At 70.3% G+C, this 15,058-nt stretch carries 15 protein-coding genes and 7 tRNA genes; 14 read left to right on the forward strand and 8 right to left on the reverse strand.

Features of this window, described 5'->3' with window-relative positions:
* Positions 1 to 53: 53 nt before the first annotated feature.
* From ACTWJ9_RS27800 to ACTWJ9_RS27820, 5 genes are all read right to left on the reverse strand, one after another.
* A tRNA-Val gene (locus tag ACTWJ9_RS27800) sits at positions 54 to 128 on the reverse strand.
* A 43-nt stretch (positions 129 to 171) separates the two neighbouring features.
* Positions 172 to 243: transfer RNA gene (locus ACTWJ9_RS27805), tRNA-Val, on the reverse strand.
* Between the two features lie 19 nt (positions 244 to 262).
* Positions 263 to 334 (reverse strand) — tRNA-Val (locus ACTWJ9_RS27810).
* Position 335: 1 nt separating this feature from the next.
* Positions 336 to 409, reverse strand: a tRNA-Cys gene (locus ACTWJ9_RS27815).
* 36 nt (positions 410 to 445) lie between these two features.
* A tRNA-Gly gene (locus ACTWJ9_RS27820) sits at positions 446 to 518 on the reverse strand.
* Positions 519 to 673: 155 nt separating this feature from the next.
* On the opposite strand from ACTWJ9_RS27820, the gene ACTWJ9_RS27825 reads away from it, so the two are divergent.
* From ACTWJ9_RS27825 to ACTWJ9_RS27835, 3 genes are read left to right on the forward strand one after another with little or no spacing between them, the layout of a single operon-like run.
* Complete coding sequence (locus ACTWJ9_RS27825; protein WP_443294905.1) at positions 674 to 1,720, forward strand: chorismate-binding protein; 1,047 nt, start codon at positions 674 to 676, stop codon at positions 1,718 to 1,720.
* Positions 1,721 to 1,722: 2 nt separating this feature from the next.
* Complete coding sequence (locus ACTWJ9_RS27830; RefSeq protein ID WP_443294906.1) at positions 1,723 to 2,544, forward strand: aminotransferase class IV; 822 nt, start codon at positions 1,723 to 1,725, stop codon at positions 2,542 to 2,544.
* 52 nt (positions 2,545 to 2,596) lie between these two features.
* Positions 2,597 to 3,427 carry a GNAT family N-acetyltransferase gene (locus tag ACTWJ9_RS27835; protein WP_387040665.1) on the forward strand — a complete coding sequence of 277 codons (831 nt, stop codon included), beginning with the start codon at positions 2,597 to 2,599 and terminating at the stop codon, positions 3,425 to 3,427.
* A 58-nt stretch (positions 3,428 to 3,485) separates the two neighbouring features.
* Here the strand turns inward: ACTWJ9_RS27835 and ACTWJ9_RS27840 are convergent, their stop codons facing one another.
* Positions 3,486 to 4,004, reverse strand: coding sequence for a DsbA family protein (locus ACTWJ9_RS27840; protein ID WP_279337012.1), 519 nt, complete (start codon positions 4,002 to 4,004; stop codon positions 3,486 to 3,488).
* A gap of 253 nt (positions 4,005 to 4,257) precedes the next feature.
* Between ACTWJ9_RS27840 and ACTWJ9_RS27845 the strand changes: the two genes are divergently transcribed.
* On the forward strand, positions 4,258 to 4,707 hold the full coding sequence (locus ACTWJ9_RS27845; protein ID WP_387040662.1) for a hypothetical protein: 450 nt from the start codon (positions 4,258 to 4,260) through the stop codon (positions 4,705 to 4,707).
* Between the two features lie 192 nt (positions 4,708 to 4,899).
* Complete coding sequence (locus ACTWJ9_RS27850; protein WP_181383571.1) at positions 4,900 to 5,052, forward strand: hypothetical protein; 153 nt, start codon at positions 4,900 to 4,902, stop codon at positions 5,050 to 5,052.
* 148 nt (positions 5,053 to 5,200) lie between these two features.
* Here the strand turns inward: ACTWJ9_RS27850 and ACTWJ9_RS27855 are convergent, their stop codons facing one another.
* Together ACTWJ9_RS27855 and ACTWJ9_RS27860 are read right to left on the reverse strand one after the other, a co-directional pair.
* The gene (locus ACTWJ9_RS27855) at positions 5,201 to 5,761 is read right to left on the reverse strand and encodes a CGNR zinc finger domain-containing protein (protein WP_279337014.1); all 561 of its coding nucleotides are present in this window, start codon (positions 5,759 to 5,761) and stop codon (positions 5,201 to 5,203) included.
* Between the two features lie 286 nt (positions 5,762 to 6,047).
* Positions 6,048 to 6,461: an SsgA family sporulation/cell division regulator gene (locus ACTWJ9_RS27860; protein WP_279337015.1), complete on the reverse strand. Its 414-nt coding sequence runs from the start codon at positions 6,459 to 6,461 to the stop codon at positions 6,048 to 6,050.
* Positions 6,462 to 6,652: 191 nt separating this feature from the next.
* On the opposite strand from ACTWJ9_RS27860, the gene ACTWJ9_RS27865 reads away from it, so the two are divergent.
* The 9 genes from ACTWJ9_RS27865 to ACTWJ9_RS27905 all read left to right on the forward strand — a co-directional run bounded on the left by ACTWJ9_RS27865 (position 6,653) and on the right by ACTWJ9_RS27905 (position 15,029).
* Positions 6,653 to 7,114 (forward strand): TIGR02611 family protein, encoded by a 462-nt coding sequence (locus ACTWJ9_RS27865; RefSeq protein ID WP_279337016.1) that lies wholly within the window; start codon positions 6,653 to 6,655, stop codon positions 7,112 to 7,114.
* A 78-nt stretch (positions 7,115 to 7,192) separates the two neighbouring features.
* A tRNA-Val gene (locus ACTWJ9_RS27870) sits at positions 7,193 to 7,264 on the forward strand.
* A 405-nt stretch (positions 7,265 to 7,669) separates the two neighbouring features.
* Positions 7,670 to 8,992 (forward strand): ABC transporter substrate-binding protein, encoded by a 1,323-nt coding sequence (locus ACTWJ9_RS27875; RefSeq protein ID WP_387039707.1) that lies wholly within the window; start codon positions 7,670 to 7,672, stop codon positions 8,990 to 8,992.
* Complete coding sequence (locus tag ACTWJ9_RS27880; protein WP_387039709.1) at positions 8,992 to 9,993, forward strand: carbohydrate ABC transporter permease; 1,002 nt, start codon at positions 8,992 to 8,994, stop codon at positions 9,991 to 9,993. The genes ACTWJ9_RS27875 and ACTWJ9_RS27880 overlap by 1 nt, the downstream gene beginning before the upstream one ends.
* The gene (locus tag ACTWJ9_RS27885; protein ID WP_279337019.1) at positions 9,990 to 10,922 is read left to right on the forward strand and encodes a carbohydrate ABC transporter permease; all 933 of its coding nucleotides are present in this window, start codon (positions 9,990 to 9,992) and stop codon (positions 10,920 to 10,922) included. Before ACTWJ9_RS27880 ends, ACTWJ9_RS27885 begins: the two co-directional genes overlap by 4 nt.
* 42 nt (positions 10,923 to 10,964) lie before the next feature.
* On the forward strand, positions 10,965 to 11,564 hold the full coding sequence (locus tag ACTWJ9_RS27890) for a hypothetical protein (RefSeq protein ID WP_443295929.1): 600 nt from the start codon (positions 10,965 to 10,967) through the stop codon (positions 11,562 to 11,564).
* Between the two features lie 116 nt (positions 11,565 to 11,680).
* The gene (locus tag ACTWJ9_RS27895; protein ID WP_443294908.1) at positions 11,681 to 14,416 is read left to right on the forward strand and encodes an exo-rhamnogalacturonan lyase family protein; all 2,736 of its coding nucleotides are present in this window, start codon (positions 11,681 to 11,683) and stop codon (positions 14,414 to 14,416) included.
* A gap of 40 nt (positions 14,417 to 14,456) precedes the next feature.
* Positions 14,457 to 14,918 carry an SRPBCC family protein gene (locus ACTWJ9_RS27900; RefSeq protein WP_387039711.1) on the forward strand — a complete coding sequence of 154 codons (462 nt, stop codon included), beginning with the start codon at positions 14,457 to 14,459 and terminating at the stop codon, positions 14,916 to 14,918.
* A 39-nt stretch (positions 14,919 to 14,957) separates the two neighbouring features.
* Positions 14,958 to 15,029, forward strand: a tRNA-Val gene (locus ACTWJ9_RS27905).
* Positions 15,030 to 15,058 lie beyond the last annotated feature (29 nt).

Below are 15,058 nucleotides of genomic sequence, written 5' to 3' on the forward strand. Positions count from 1 at the left end.
ACCCCGAGGACGACGGAACCCCCCGGCCGCTCGGCGGCCGGGGGGTTCCGGGGTGGTGGACGATACTGGGATTGAACCAGTGACCTCTTCCGTGTCAGGGAAGCGCTCTCCCGCTGAGCTAATCGTCCTCGGGACCACGATCGCTCCGAGGAGCGGATCACGGACGGTGCGTGCGCGATACTGGGATTGAACCAGTGACCTCTTCCGTGTCAGGGAAGCGCTCTCCCGCTGAGCTAATCGCGCGGAGGATCCGAAGATCCAGTGGACGATACTGGGATTGAACCAGTGACCTCTTCCGTGTCAGGGAAGCGCTCTCCCGCTGAGCTAATCGTCCATGGAGGTGGAGACGGGATTTGAACCCGTGTAGACGGCTTTGCAGGCCGTTGCCTCGCCTCTCGGCCACTCCACCAGGAGCGTGGGGGCCCGGGAGGCCCCCGTTCCTTCGAGCGGACGACGAGGTTCGAACTCGCGACCTCAACCTTGGCAAGGTTGCGCTCTACCAACTGAGCTACGTCCGCCTGTCGGTCCGGTCGGCTTCCGCGTCCCGGCGACGTGGTGAACTCTAGCGGATTCCGGGGCCAGTACAAAAACCCGTTTGTGCAGCGTGCTGCGCTGCGCCCGCCCACGGACACGGCCAGGCCACCTCGGCGTCCCCCGCCATAGACTCGACGACGTGCTCGATCTCCCGCCCCTCGCCCGTTTCGGCAGCCGCGTGGCCACCGGACTCCTCGACGTCACCGACGATCCCGCGGCACTGGACTCCCGTGGCTTCTGGGCCGTCTGCGCGGACTTCGAGGGCCGTCTGACCTGCGCACGCTTCCGGGACGTCCGCGAGCAGCCGGTGCCCGCGCCGGTGCCCGGCGGCTGGCGGGGGCCCGCCGTCGGCGACTGGACGTCCTCCCTCGACCACGAGGCGTACACGGCCGGCGTCCGGCGGATCCGTGAACACATAGCCGCCGGCGAGGTGTACCAGGCCAACCTCTGCCGGGTGCTCTCCGCTCCCATCCCGGCCGACGCCGACGTGGACGCCCTCACCGCCCTGCTGGCACGCGGCAACCCGGCCCCGTACGCGGGAACGATCCGGCTGCCCGGACACGGTGTGGAGATCGCCACCGCGTCACCCGAGCTCTTCCTGAGCCGCGCGGGGCGGACCGTCGAGTCCGGGCCGATCAAGGGCACCGGGCGCACCGAGGCCGACCTCCTGGACAAGGACCACGCCGAGAACGTGATGATCGTGGACCTCGTCCGCAACGACCTCGGACAGGTCTGCGCCACCGGCAGCGTCACGGTGCCCGACCTGTGCGCCGTCGAGAAGCATCCGGGGCTGGTGCACCTGGTGTCCACGGTGCGGGGCGAACTGCGGCCCGGGGCCGGCTGGCCCGAGCTGTTCGCCGCCGCGTTCCCGCCCGGCTCGGTCACCGGCGCGCCCAAGTCGAGCGCCCTGCGGATCATCGGTGCCCTGGAGCGGACGCCCCGCGGTCCGTACTGCGGCGGCATCGGCTGGGTCGACGCCGACCGGGGCACCGCCGGGCTGGCGGTGGGCATCCGTACCTTCTGGATCGACCGGCGGGCGGACGGCGCCGCCGTGCTCCGGTTCGGCACCGGCGCCGGCATCACCTGGGGATCGGACCCGGAGAGGGAGTGGCGGGAGACCGAACTGAAGGCGTCCCGGCTGCTCGCGGTAGCGTCGGGCGGGTACGAGGTGAGTGAAGGGACCTAGAGGTGAAGATCTGGCTCGACGGCGGGCTGCAGGACACCGAGTCCGCCCGCGTCTCCGTCTTCGACCACGGACTGACCGTGGGCGACGGCATCTTCGAAACGGTGAAGACCGTGAACGGCAGGCCGTTCGCGCTGACCCGGCATCTGGACCGGCTGGCCCGCTCGGCCCGCGGCCTCGGCCTGCCCGAACCCGACGCCGACGAGGTCCGCCACGCCTGCGCGGCCGTCCTCGAGTCCAACCCGGTGCCGCTCGGCCGGCTGCGCGTCACCTACACCGGCGGCCACGGCCCCCTCGGCTCCGACCGTGGCGATCACGGCCCGACCCTCGTCGTCGCCCTCGACGGGACCACCCGCCGCCCCGACTCCACCGCCGTGATCACCGTCCCCTGGACCCGCAACGAACGCGGCGCGCTCACCGGCCTGAAGACCACCTCCTACGCCGAGAACGTGGTCGCCCTCGCCCGCGCCCGCGAACAGGGCGCCTCCGAGGCGCTGTTCGGCAACACGGTCGGCCGGCTCTGCGAGGGCACGGGCTCGAACGTCTTCGTCGTCCTGGACGGCGAGATCCACACCCCGCCGGTCGCCTCCGGCTGCCTCGCGGGCATCACCCGGGCGCTGGCCGTCGAGTGGACCGGCGCCGCCGAGACCGATCTGCCGATGGACGTCCTCCAGCGGGCCGACGAGATCTTCCTCACCTCCACCTTGCGGGACGTGCAGGCCGTGCACCGGGTCGACGACCGTGAACTGCCGGGCGCGCCGGGTCCGGTGACCGCCAAGGCCATGCGGATCTTCGACGAGCACGCCACGGCCGACCTCGATCCGTGAACACTCTGGAATTCGGCTGACCCGACGGGCCGCAGTGGGTAGAACACCGGTGATGACCACGACCCTGCGGCCGGCCGAGCCGCTCCAGCGAAATCCCGACGGCACGCGTTCCCGCCGCTACCAGGTGTGCGTGAACAGCCGTCCCGTCGGGCGCGTACGCCTCGGTACCGAGCCCGTCTCCGGTGGCGCCGTGGCCCGGATCATGAGTCTGCGGATAGAGGAGCCGGACCGCAGACGCGGCCGGGGCACGGTGGCCGCGCTCGCCGCCGAGGAGATCGCGCGGAGCTGGGGCTGCCGCCGCATCGAGGCGAGCGTCCCCGCCGATCCCGGTGCCGACGCAGCCTTCCGCCTCGCCACGGCGCTCGGCTACGTCGTACGCAACTGCGCCATGGAGAAGGTGCTGGGCGACGCCCCGCCCGCCCTGCCGGAGGGCAGCAGGGCGCGGCCGATGACCGATGCCGAGTACGGCCCGTGGTCCGCCGAGAGCGAGGCGGATTACGCGCGGAGCTGGATCGAGCGCGGCGTGCCGGAGGCCGAGGCGCGGGCCAAGGCGGCCGGGGACCACGCCGCCCTGCTGCCCGACGGCCTCAGGACCGAGGGCATGCTCCTCAGCGTCCTCGAACACCGGGGCACACCCGTGGGCACACTGTGGCTCGCGGTGCGCGGGGAGCGCGCGTTCGTGTTCGAGGTCGAGACCGGGGCCGCGCACCGCGGCCAGGGACACGGACGCTCCCTCATGCGGCTCGCCGAGGCCCAGGCGGTCGCCGCCGGGAAACGGGCGATCGGACTCAACGTCTTCACGGGCAACACCCCGGCGGAGCGGCTCTACACGTCACTGGGCTACCGGACGACGCGGTACGCGATGTACAAGCACCTGCTGTGACGGGGCCACGTGGCAGGTGGGGGCCGGCCCGTGCAGGCCGGGCGGCCCCGGTCCGTGCCTACTGCCCGGCCAGCAGCCGGTCCGTGATCTCCTCGATGCGCTCGCGCAGGCCCTCCTGGCTCTTGCCGCCGTCGAGGCGCTCGCCGTCGATGACATAGGTCGGGGTGCCGGTCACCCCGATCGCCTTGCCCTCGGCCTGGTCCGCGTCCACGATCAGGATGTGCCGGCCGTCGATCAGCGCGGTGTCGAACTCCTCGGCGTCCAGTCCGAGTTCCCGGGCGACCTGGACCAGGAAGGGCTCTCCCCCACGGGCCAGCTCCTCGACCCGCCCCAGCACGGCCTCGACGTACGCCCAGCCCTGCCCCTGTTCGACCGCCTCCTCGACGGCCTGCGCGGCGGCGAAGGCGTGCTTGTGCTTCTCCAGCGGGAAATGCCGCAGCCGTACTTCCAGGCGGTCGCCGTAGCGGGCACGCAGGGCGCGCAGATCGTCGAGAGCGCCGCGGCAGTCCGGGCACTGCAGCTCGCACCACACGTCGAGGACGGGGGCGGCGGTACGGTCGGGGGAGGAGTCACTCATGGCCGACAGTCTCCCAGCCCCGCCCCACGGCACCCAATCGGACCTCGGACGATCGTCCGCACCGGGTCCGACGAGGGGGTACGGCGCACCGGCACCTGGGGAGGAGCCGACCCGGAGATGTCCCTGATCTGCGATCGGAGCGTGGCCCGACGAGGGCCGGAAGGTGCAGGATGGAAGGGCACGGAGTGCTTGTTGTCACGTATTTGTCGGCACGTGCCCGTCGCCACCGAACCGACCCTGCCTGGAGGACCGGATGATTGCCGAGACCGTCTGTGCCGCCGTCTCCGCGGCAGGCTTGGGTATCGCGCTGATCACGGCATGGCGCAAGCGCTTCCTCGCCGCGACCCGCATCGCCGCCTACTCCCTCGTTCCCATCGGCCTGGTGATGACCGGCGTCGTCGAGTGGCTGGCCGGCACCGCCTTCAGTCCCACGGCCTGGGCCGGCTTCGGGCTGCTGGGCCTGGCCTGGGTGCTGTTCATGACCACGCGGGCGGTGGAGCGCCGTCGCGGCGGCACCCGCGAGGAGCGGAAGGGACGCAAGGAGCGCCGCTCGGCCGGGGCGGCCGCGCAGCCCGGGGCGGTGGCCCCGAAGGCCTCGGCGCCTTCGCTGGGCCAGGGTTCCCGCCCGGCGTCCCGGCCCGCGGCCGGGGGCGACGACGACTTCAGCGACATCGAGGCGATCCTCAAGAAGCACGGCATATGAAGGTGCCGCTCCGCAGGTGAGAGGAGCGCCGCGGGCTGGATCGGAGGGAAACGGCTGAAACGTCACAGCCGGTCCCGGAACGCCCGTAAACGATCACGATCCGGGCCGTAGGTCACGGAATCGGTGAACTCGCGTTCACTCCCTGAGTGGTGATCGCGTCGGGCGCTTCCGATGCGCCATGATCGCCGCGAGATGCTGGACACGACACAGAGCGAGGCCGCGCCGCCGCAGGAAGAGCCGCGCGGATGCCTCTTCGCCCTTTCCCAGCCACCGCTGATGATCTTCCTTGCGGTGATCGGGTGTCTGCTGCTCACGGCTGCCCTGCACGACCTGCTGTGGCTGTGAGCCGTACCCGCGGTACCCGGCGCCACCCGTCGGGACCGCGTCGGCACGGCATCGATTCCCTTCCCGTCCCCCCACCGGGCCTGCCGGCTTCAACAGGCTCACCCGTGTCCGGGCCCGCTGTGTCCGCCCGGTCCGGGGAGCCCGGCGGTCAGCCCGCCGCCTCCTTGCGCCGCGCGCGGTACGCGGCGACGTGCAGGCGGTTGCCGCAGGTGCGGCTGTCGCAGTAGCGGCGCGAACGGTTGCGGGAGAGGTCGACGAAGGCGTGCCGGCAGTCCGGGGCCTCGCAGCGCCGCAGGCGCTCCCGCTCACCGGCGACCACGAAGAAGGCCAGCGCCATTCCGCAGTCCGCGGCCAGGTGGTCGGTGATCGAGGCGCCGGGGGCGAAGTAGTGCACATGCCAGTCGTAGCCGTCGTGATCGGTGAGCCGGGGCGTGGTGCCCGCGGCCGCGACCAGTTCGTTGATCAGTTTGGCGGCGGCGCGGGCCTCGGGAGCGGCGAAGACCGCCGCGAACCGTCCGCGGAGCCTGCGCACCGCCGACAGGTCGAACTCCGTGAGTACCCCGACCTCGCTGACCTGGTGCGAGTGCACGAAGCTCTCGAGCGCCGCGACGTCCGGAAGTCCGTCCGGTGCCGAGTCGTCCTCCGGTGCGGTGTTCACCAGATCCACCACGGTGTCCAGCGCGCACCGGGTGTCGTGGGTGATCAGCACGATTCGCTCCCTGGCCTGAGGGTCGGGCGGGCGCCCGCCGATGCTGGCCGATGGTAGTGGCTCCCGCGACCCCCGACCGCTGTCCGGCCCGCACATGGCTTCGAAAGGCGCCGCGGGAAAGCCGGTCAGGGCTCCCGGTCACCCGCTCGGCCGGGACGTGGGCGCAACACAACGGCGCCGCCCGCGGTGCCCCGCGGTGTCGGCGCCGGTGTGTGCCGTCGCACGGCTGTCAGGGCCCGCGCCGTCTCCCCGAGTCGACGGCGTCGGGCGGTTCGGTGAACCCTCCCTAGCTTTCCGCCAGGATGTGGGAGAGCTCCTGATCGAGATCGAAGTGCCGGTGTTCCGTGCCGGGAGGCACGGCGGCGTCCGTGCGCCTCAGGAAGGACTCCAGAGCCCGCGCCGGGGCCTCGAGCAAGGCCTCCCCCTCCGGGGAGCTCAGGGCGATACAGACGACGCCCTGACCATGACTGCGCGATGGCCAGACGCGGACGTCGCCGGTGCCCGTGGGGCGGTGAAGTCCCTCGGCGAGGAGGTCGCGGGCGAACACCCACTCGACGGTCTCCTCGGCTCCGGTGTGAAAAGTGGCGTGCACGGCGTAGGGGTCGGCCGTGTCGTACCGCAGGCCTGCGGGGACAGGCAGGGAGGACTCGCTCGACACAACGAGGCGCAGGTGCAGCTCGCAGCTGACCGTGGTGTTCATAAGCGCCAGGGCCTTTCGCTCAGTGTGCGCTCGGGGATTCGCACGTCGGCGAAATCGACATGCCACCTACGGTGCCGTTGTAAACCCCTCTGGGGGTTTTGCATCGGTATACGTAACTCAACCGGCCGAGAGGTCGTTCGCCCGGTGCGCCCGTTCCGGTGACCGGATCGGCTCCGGTAGTGTTCGGCGGTATGAACACGGGGAGTGACTCACCCGGCGAGGCGGCCATGACGGCGGATCGGGCGGGGACGGACGGGGCGGACCAGGTGAAGGACGAGCGTGCGCTGGGCTCGCGGGCGCCGGCGTTCGTCCAGGCGCGGCGCGCCCTGCACGTGAGCTGGCAGGTCGGCGTCTTCATCGTGGGACTCGCGGTGGTGGCGGCCGGTGCCGCCATGCTGGTGCTGCCCGGACCGGGGTGGGTGGTGATCTTCGCCGGCATGGCGATCTGGGCGACGGAGTTCGTCTGGGCCCAGCTGGTGCTCCGGTGGACCAAGCGCAAGGTCACCGAGGCGGCGCAGCGCGCCCTCGATCCACGGGTGCGGCGCCGGAACATCATCCTGACCTCGATCGGCCTGGTGATCGCGGCCGCGTTGACCGGGGCCTATCTGTGGAAGTTCGGCCTTGCGCTGCCCTGGGAGATCGAGAACCAGTGAGCCGGGACGGGGTGCGGCGACCGGCCCCCCGACCGTCACGGGCACTGGCTGACATGGGGTAATGTTCTTCCTGCGTCCGGGCGATTAGCTCAGTGGGAGAGCGCTTCGTTCACACCGAAGAGGTCACTGGTTCGAACCCAGTATCGCCCACCGGATCGCGGTACGGCCCGGCTCGCCATCGGTGAGCCGGGCCGTACCGCGTTTGCGCGGGGCGGCGCGACCGCCCCGTCCGTGTCCGCTGCGTTATCCGTGGTGACGGTGTCGTCGGTGGTGCCGGTGGTGCCGGTGTCGCCCTTCATTCAACCGTGACCTTCCCGGGTCCGTGTCCCGGTGGGCCTTCCGGTGTTCGGTCCGTCGGTCACACCTCCGCAGACCTGGCTTTTTCCGCCCCCGCCCGCGGGGGAGCGAAGGGTCGTCGCCGGCCGCGCCCGATCACCGCGCCCGGCAATTCCTGTCCGAATCATTGACGCGCCCGTGGGCCCTCCGTACCTTGTGCCAGCAAGCGCTTACTTGAAACGATTCATGAGGCGGACGCGACGTCGCGGGGAGACTCGTATGCGGCAGGGCGAGAATGGCGAGACCACGGAGAAGCGGGTCGGGGGGCGGGTCGGGAGGCGGACGGTCCTCAAGGCTGCGGGTGCCTCGCTGGCCGTCGCGGGGCTGGGTGCCACCGCCACCGCCTGCGGTGGCGGCAGCGACTCGGGAGACGGGACGGTGACGCTCCGTTACTCGTGGTGGGGTGCCGAGGACCGGGCCGAGCGCATCAACAGGACCATCGCGCTTTTCGAGAAGAAACACCCGAAGATCAAGATCAAGACCGACTTCCAGCCGTACACCGACTTCTGGAAGAAGTTCAACACGCAGGCCTCCGGGGGGAATCCACCGGACGTGTTCCAGAATGCCATTGGATTTCTGCGTAAATACGACGCGAAGAACGTTCTGCTCGACCTCAGCGGGCAGGTCGAGGCCGGCCACCTCTCCATGGAGGGATTCCGGGCGGGCCTGGAGAAGTTCGGTGAGATCGACGGCAAGCTCCTCGGCGTGCCCGTGGGCTCGAACTCGATGGCCCTGGTCATCGACAAGCCCGTCTTCGCCCGGGCCGGTGTCACAGCCGAACAGGGCTGGACCTGGGACGACTTCGACGAGGCGATGGCGAGGATCCGGGACAGGGCCGGGCGGGCCGGGGACAGCGGCATGTACGGGGTCATGTACCTCTACGACCTGTATCTGCGGCAGAACGGCAAGGCGTTCTTCACCGAGGACGGTCTGGGATTCACCGAGGCGGATCTCACCCGGTGGTGGACCAAGGCCGAGAAGGGCGTCAGGTCCGGCCTGTTCGCCGATCCGAGGAAGGCCGCCCAGATCAAACCCAAGTCGGCGCTCTCCGGCGAACTCGCCGGATCCGAGTTCACCTGGGACAACTTCACCGTCCGCTACACCTCCGAGGGCAAGAGCGAGTACGGTCTCGCGCCCGTCCCGACCACGGACGGCAAGAAGACCGGCCAGTACCTCGGCTCCCTGATGCTGAGCGCCTCCAAGCGCACCCGGCACCCCGAGGAGGTCGCTCGGTTCATCGACTTCATGGTGCACGATCCCGAGGTCGCCAAGATCATGGGATACGACCGCGGTGTGCCCGCCACGCAGGCGCAGTACGACGCGTACCGGCCGACCGACCCGGTCAACAAGGCGATCGCCGCCTACGAGGAGTCCCTCGTCGACGCGGGTGTCCTGGAGCCCATCACCCCGCATCCGAACGGCGCCGACATCTGCGAGGCCGCGTTCCTGCGCATCGCGGAGGAACTGGGCCTGGGCAAGCGCTCCGTGGCGGACGCCGTCAAGCAGTTCTTCACCGAGTCGAAGACGGCTCTCACCGGCTGATGGGAACCGCCGTGACACACGCCCCTGCGACGGAGGCCCCGGCCCGGGACTCCGAGCCGCGGCACGGTCCGGTGAAGTCCCCGCGCCCCGCCGCCCTGAAGCGGCGGAGCCGCCGGGAGAACCTGGCCGGCTACCTCTTCATGTCCCCCTGGATCGCCGGGTTCCTGCTGCTGACGGCAGGCCCGATGATCGCCTCCCTGTACTTCGCGTTCACCGACTACAACCTGTTCGACGCCCCCCGATGGGTCGGCCTGGACAACTTCTCCGAGATGTTCGCCGACCCGCGCTGGCGCCACTCGGTGCAGGTCACGCTCTGGTACGTGGCCGTCGGTACGCCGATCAAGCTGATCGCCGCGCTCGGGGTGGCGTTGCTGCTGGCCCAGAAGCGGCGCGGGCAGGCCTTCTACCGGGCCGCCTTCTACGCGCCGTCGCTGATCGGGGCGAGCGTCTCCGTCGCCATCGTGTGGAAGGCGATCTTCTCCGACGACGCGATCGTCGACCGTACACAGAAGCTCTTCGGCGTCGACGTCGGCGGCTGGACCGGTGACCCGGACCTGATCATCTACAGCCTGGTGGCGCTCACCGTCTGGCAGTTCGGCGCCCCCATGGTCATCTTCCTGGCCGGTCTGAAGCAGGTGCCGCGCGAGCTGTACGAGGCGGCCGACGTCGACGGGGCGGGCAGGCTGCGGCAGTTCTGGAACATCACCCTGCCGATGATCTCCCCGGTGCTCTTCTTCAACGTCCTGCTGGAGACCATCCACTCCTTCCAGATCTTCAGCTCGGCCTACATCGTCGGCGGCGGTGCCGGAGGCAACGCCTGCGGTCCCGCGGACGGCACGATGGTCTACACCTGTTATCTGTACGTCCAGGGCTTCGAGAACAGCCGGATGGGCCTGGCCTCCGCCATGGCGTGGATGCTGCTGGTCGGGGTCGCCCTGGTCACCGCGGTGCTGTTCTGGTCCCAGAAACGCTGGGTGCACTACGAGGAGGGCGGCCGATGAGCTCCCCCGATCTCTCGACTTCGCTCGATCAGGGGGTGCCCCCCTCGACCACCGACGTCACACCGGTCCGCCCCCCGCGGACGACGGCCTTCCGGCGCAGGCTGCCCGGCTCACTGGCCTGGCACCTCGGGTCACTGGCGATCCTCGCGGTGATCCTCTACCCGGTGATCTGGGTCATCGGCGGGTCGTTCAAGAAGAGCGAGGACATCGTCGGCAGCCTGGACCTCTTCCCGGGCGACCCGATCACCTCGAACTACACCAGCCTCGCCGACGGCATCGCGGACATCCCCATCTCCACGTTCTTCTTCAACTCGCTCTTCCTCGCGATCGGTTCGGTGATCGGGATCGTGGTGTCCTGCTCGCTGACCGCCTACGCCTTCGCGAAGATCAGGTTCGCCGGCCGCAATCTGCTCTTCACGCTGATGATCGGCACGCTGCTGCTGCCGTACCACGTGCTGCTCATCCCGCAGTACGTGCTCTTCCGCAACATGGACATGATCAACACGTACACCCCGCTCCTGCTGGGGAAGTACCTGGCCACGGAGGCGTTCTTCGTCTTCCTGATGGTGCAGTTCATGCGCAACCTGCCCAGGGAACTCGACGAGGCGGCACGCCTCGACGGCTGCGGGCACTTCCGCATCTACTGGTCGATCGTGCTCCCGCTGTGCCGTCCCGCGCTGATCACCAGTGCCATCTTCACCTTCATCAACGCCTGGAACGACTTCATGGGCCCGCTGATCTACCTCAACGAGCCCGGCAAGTACACGGTCTCCCTCGGCCTGAAGATGTTCGTCGACCAGGAGGCGCTGGCGAACTACGGCGGCATGATCGCCATGTCCCTCGTCGCGCTCCTGCCGGTACTGGCCTTCTTCCTGGCCTTCCAGCGTTACCTCATCGACGGCATGGCCACGTCCGGCCTGAAGGGCTGAGGTGAACCGGGCATGACTGAACCGGGCATGACTGAACCGCGCATGACCGGGGCGCGGGCCAAGGGCCTCCGGGAACGCGGCGAGTCGCTGTTCACCGGCCGGTTCGCCCTGTTCGCCGAGTGCCTGCTCACCGGAGTGTGGATCGCGCTGGCCTCGCTGCCGCTCGTCACCTACCCCGCCGCGTTCGCGGCCGGTGCGCGGCACCTCGGGCGCCGGCTCGCCCACGAGCGCGGCGGGCTGAGGGAGTTCGCGGCCGACTTCCGGTCGGCGCTGCGCGGCGGGTGGCTCGTCGGACTCGCCGGGTGGGCCGCCCTCGCCGTGGTGTGGGTGGACGTACGGGCCGTACGGGCCGGGCTGCCCGGTGGTGCGCTCGTGGCCGCCGTCGGAGTGTTCGCCCTGATCGCGGCGGTCGTCGCCGGACTGCGCGCGGCGGCCGAGTGGCGGCCCGGCGCCTCCTGGCGGTCGCTGCTCGCGCGAGCCGGCCGCCGCACCGTGCTCGACCCGGCCGGTTCCTTCCTGATCGTCGGCGGGCTGGCCGTGGTGGTCTGCTCCGCCTGGTTCAGCGCGCCGCTCGCGCTCCCCGTGCTGGGGGCCGTCGTGGCGGCGGCCGTCGCCGTGGAGGAGCGCTACCGGCACCGCTGACGCGGGCGGTGCCTTTCGTGCCGGGGCCGACGCCCCGGCGTCGCGCCTCTGCCTGTCATGCCCTTGACATCACGATGCGTCCGCACGGAGACGCATCCGCACGGAAAGGAAAGGCCATGTCCCCCGTCCCCCGCAGGTCCCTCTTGAAGGCAGCCGCCGTCGCAGGCGCCGCCGCCCAGTTCGGCTGGACACTCGGCGCACGCGATGCCACCGCCGCACCGAGAGCCGAAACCTCCGCCGACGACCCCGTGACCCTGGACTGGCTCGAGGACGGCGGCCTCGGCGCGGCACCCGGCTCCACCGTCGGCGTGCCCTGGCCCCGGGGCCTCCACCGGACGGACCGGACCTTCGCACTGGCCGACGCCGACGGCAAGGCCGTACCCGTCCAGTCCTGGCCAATCGCCCACTGGCCCGACGGCTCCCTCAAATGGACCGCACACGCCGTGAGTTCGGGCTCCGGCACACTCACCCTCACCGCCGGCACCCCCGCGGCACCGGAGCAGAGGGCCACCGTCGATAAACGCGGCGGCACCATCGACGTATCGACCGGCGTCATCACCGCGAGGATCGGAAAGTCCGGCGCCACGATCATTAAGTCCGTCACCCGCGGCTCGACCGAGATCGCCAGGAGCGGACGCCTCGTCCTGCTGCGCCAGCCCGAGTTCGAGGACGGCGACCAGACCACCGTCCGGACCGAACGCTTCGACGGCACCATCACCGACGTCACCGTCGAACAGGAAGGACCGGTCCGCGCCGTCGTCCGCATCGACGGCAAGCACCGCAAGGGACAGCGCAGTCGGCTCCCCTTCTCCCTCCGCCTCTACTTCTACGCGGGCGCCGACTCCTTCCGCATGGTGCACACCATCACCTACGACGGACAGCAGGAACCCGGCAGGGCGAGCGGCGACTTCATCCGTGGCATCGGCGTCCGCTTCTCCGTGCCGATGCGCGACGAGGCATACGACCGGCACATCCGCATCGGCGGCGAGGACACCGGCCTGCTGCGCGAAGCCGTCAAGGGCGTCACCGGCCTGCGCCGCGACCCGGGGGCGGCCGTGCAGGCGGCCCAGTACGCGGGTGAGAAGCTGCCCGACCCCGCCACCTGGGACCAACGCGTCACCACCCGCCTGCAGTACATCCCCGAGTGGGGCGACTACACCCTCGCCCAGCTCTCCGCCGACGGCTTCGCCCTGCGCAAGCGCACCAGGAAGGGCTACGGCTGGATCGGGGCCGGCGGCGGCAGACGCGCCTCCGGATTCGGCTACGTCGGCGGGGTCAGCGGCGGGCTCTCCTTCGGCCTGCGCGACTTCTGGCAGAAACACCCCGCCCAGCTCGACGTCCGTGACGCCCACACCGACGAGGCCGAGGTCACCCTCTGGCTCTGGTCGCCCGAGGCGCAGCCCATGGACCTGCGCTTCTACCACGACGGCATGGGCCAGGACACCTTCCCCGAACAGCTCGAAGGCCTCAACATCACCTACGAGGACTACGAACCCGGGTTCGGCACCCCCTACGGCATCGCCCGTACCTCCGAACTCCTCTTCTGGGCCAACGAGTCGACCCCGCCCGCCGAGAAGCTCGCCGAACAGATCGAAGCCGTGCGCGTCCTCCCGCAACTCGCCGCCCCGCCCGGGCAACTGATCGGCGCCGGCGTCTTCGGCAAGGGCCTGTACGCCGAACCCGACCGCTCCACCCCGGCCAAGGCGAAGATCGAGGACCACCTCGACTTCCTCTTCACCTACTACAAGGACCAGGTGGAGATGCGCCGTTGGTACGGCTTCTGGGACTACGGCGACATCATGCACACGTACGACACCGTCCGCCACCAGTGGCGCTACGACGTCGGCGGCTACGCCTGGGACAACTCCGAACTCTCGCCCGACCTCTGGCTCTGGTACGCCTACCTGCGCTCCGGCCGCGCCGACATCTTCCGCTTCGCCGAGGCCATGACCCGCCACACCGGCGAGGTCGACGTCTACCACCTCGGCAAGTGGGCCGGCCTCGGCACCCGGCACGGCGTCCAGCACTTCGCCGACAGCGCCAAACAGCAGCGCATCGCCAACACCACCTACCGGCGGTACTACTACTTCCTCACCGCCGACGAACGCGTCGGTGACCTCATGCACGCCACCGTCGACTCCGACGAGACCTTCCTCGCCCTGGACCCCCTGCGCAAGATCCGCACCGAGCCGTACACCCCCGACCGCCACGCCCTGTCGATCGGCTTCGGCACCGACTGGAGCGGCCTGGTCTCCGCCTGGCTCACCGAGTGGGAACGCCGGGGCCCCCAGTGGAGGAAGGCCAGGGCGCGCGTCCTGTCCACCATGGAGACCATCGCCGCCCAGCCCAACGGATTCGTCCAGGGCAGCGGCCTGTACGACCTGGACACCGGCAGATTCGCGGTGGCCGACACCCCGAAGGTCGAGGTCTCCCACCTGTCGGCCGTCTTCGGCCTGAACGAACTGTGCGCCGAACTCATCGACCTCGTCGACATGCCGGAGTTCAACGAGGCGTACTACGACTACTGCCGCTACTTCAACGCGAGCAAGGCGGAACAGACGGCACGCTACGGCAGCGACTTCGGCAACCTGATCCTCTTCCAGGGCCACTCCCGCCTGGACGCCTACGCCGCCGTGCGGACCGGCGACGGCGAACTAGCCGACCGGGCCTGGGAGAAGTTCTACACCTCCGACGGCTACCGGGAGTCCGCCCCCTGGAGGACCGAGAAGGTCACCGGCCCGACCGCCCTGGTGGCCGGCGGTGAGGCCACCTGGGTGTCCACCAACGACACCGCGCTCTACGGCCTCGCCGCCATCGAGAACCTGGCCCTGCTCGGCCACCGGATGCCGTAGCGAACCGCACGACGCGGGCGCGGGCGGGCACACTCCGTCCATGGACCGGAACCATTACCGCTTCCGCAGTCTGTGGACCCTGCCGGCGCCCGCGCCCGCCGTGTACCGCGCCCTGGAACGCGTCGAGGACTATCCCCGCTGGTGGCCGCAGGTGAAAGAGGTCACCCGGCTCGCCGACACCGCCGGCGGGGGTGCGGGGATCCTCCGGATCCGCTCCGTGCTGCCCTTCTCCCTGGTGGCGACCGTGCGGGAGACGAGGCGCGACCCCGCGGCCGGAATCCTGGAAGTCGCCCTGTCCGGGGACATCGACGGCTGGGCCCGCTGGACCGTCGTCCCCCGGGGATCCGGCACCACCCTCGCCCGCTACGCCCAGGAGGTCGACGTCCGCACACCCCTGCTGCGCCGCCTCGCCCGGCCCGGACGGCCCGTCTTCCGCGCGAACCACGCACTCATGATGCGGGCCGGGCGGCGCGGCCTGGCCGCCCACCTGCAAGCGGTTTGAACCAAGCGCGCCCGGACCTGTATTGTTCAGTCCGTTCCCGGGCGATTAGCTCAGTGGGAGAGCGCTTCGTTCACACCGAAGAGGTCACTGGTTCGAACCCAGTATCGCCCACCGGGAAAGCCGGTCCGCCCCAGGCGGAC

The organism is Streptomyces sp. GDS52 (assembly GCF_052246875.1).
Lineage (GTDB): Bacteria > Actinomycetota > Actinomycetes > Streptomycetales > Streptomycetaceae > Streptomyces > Streptomyces cathayae.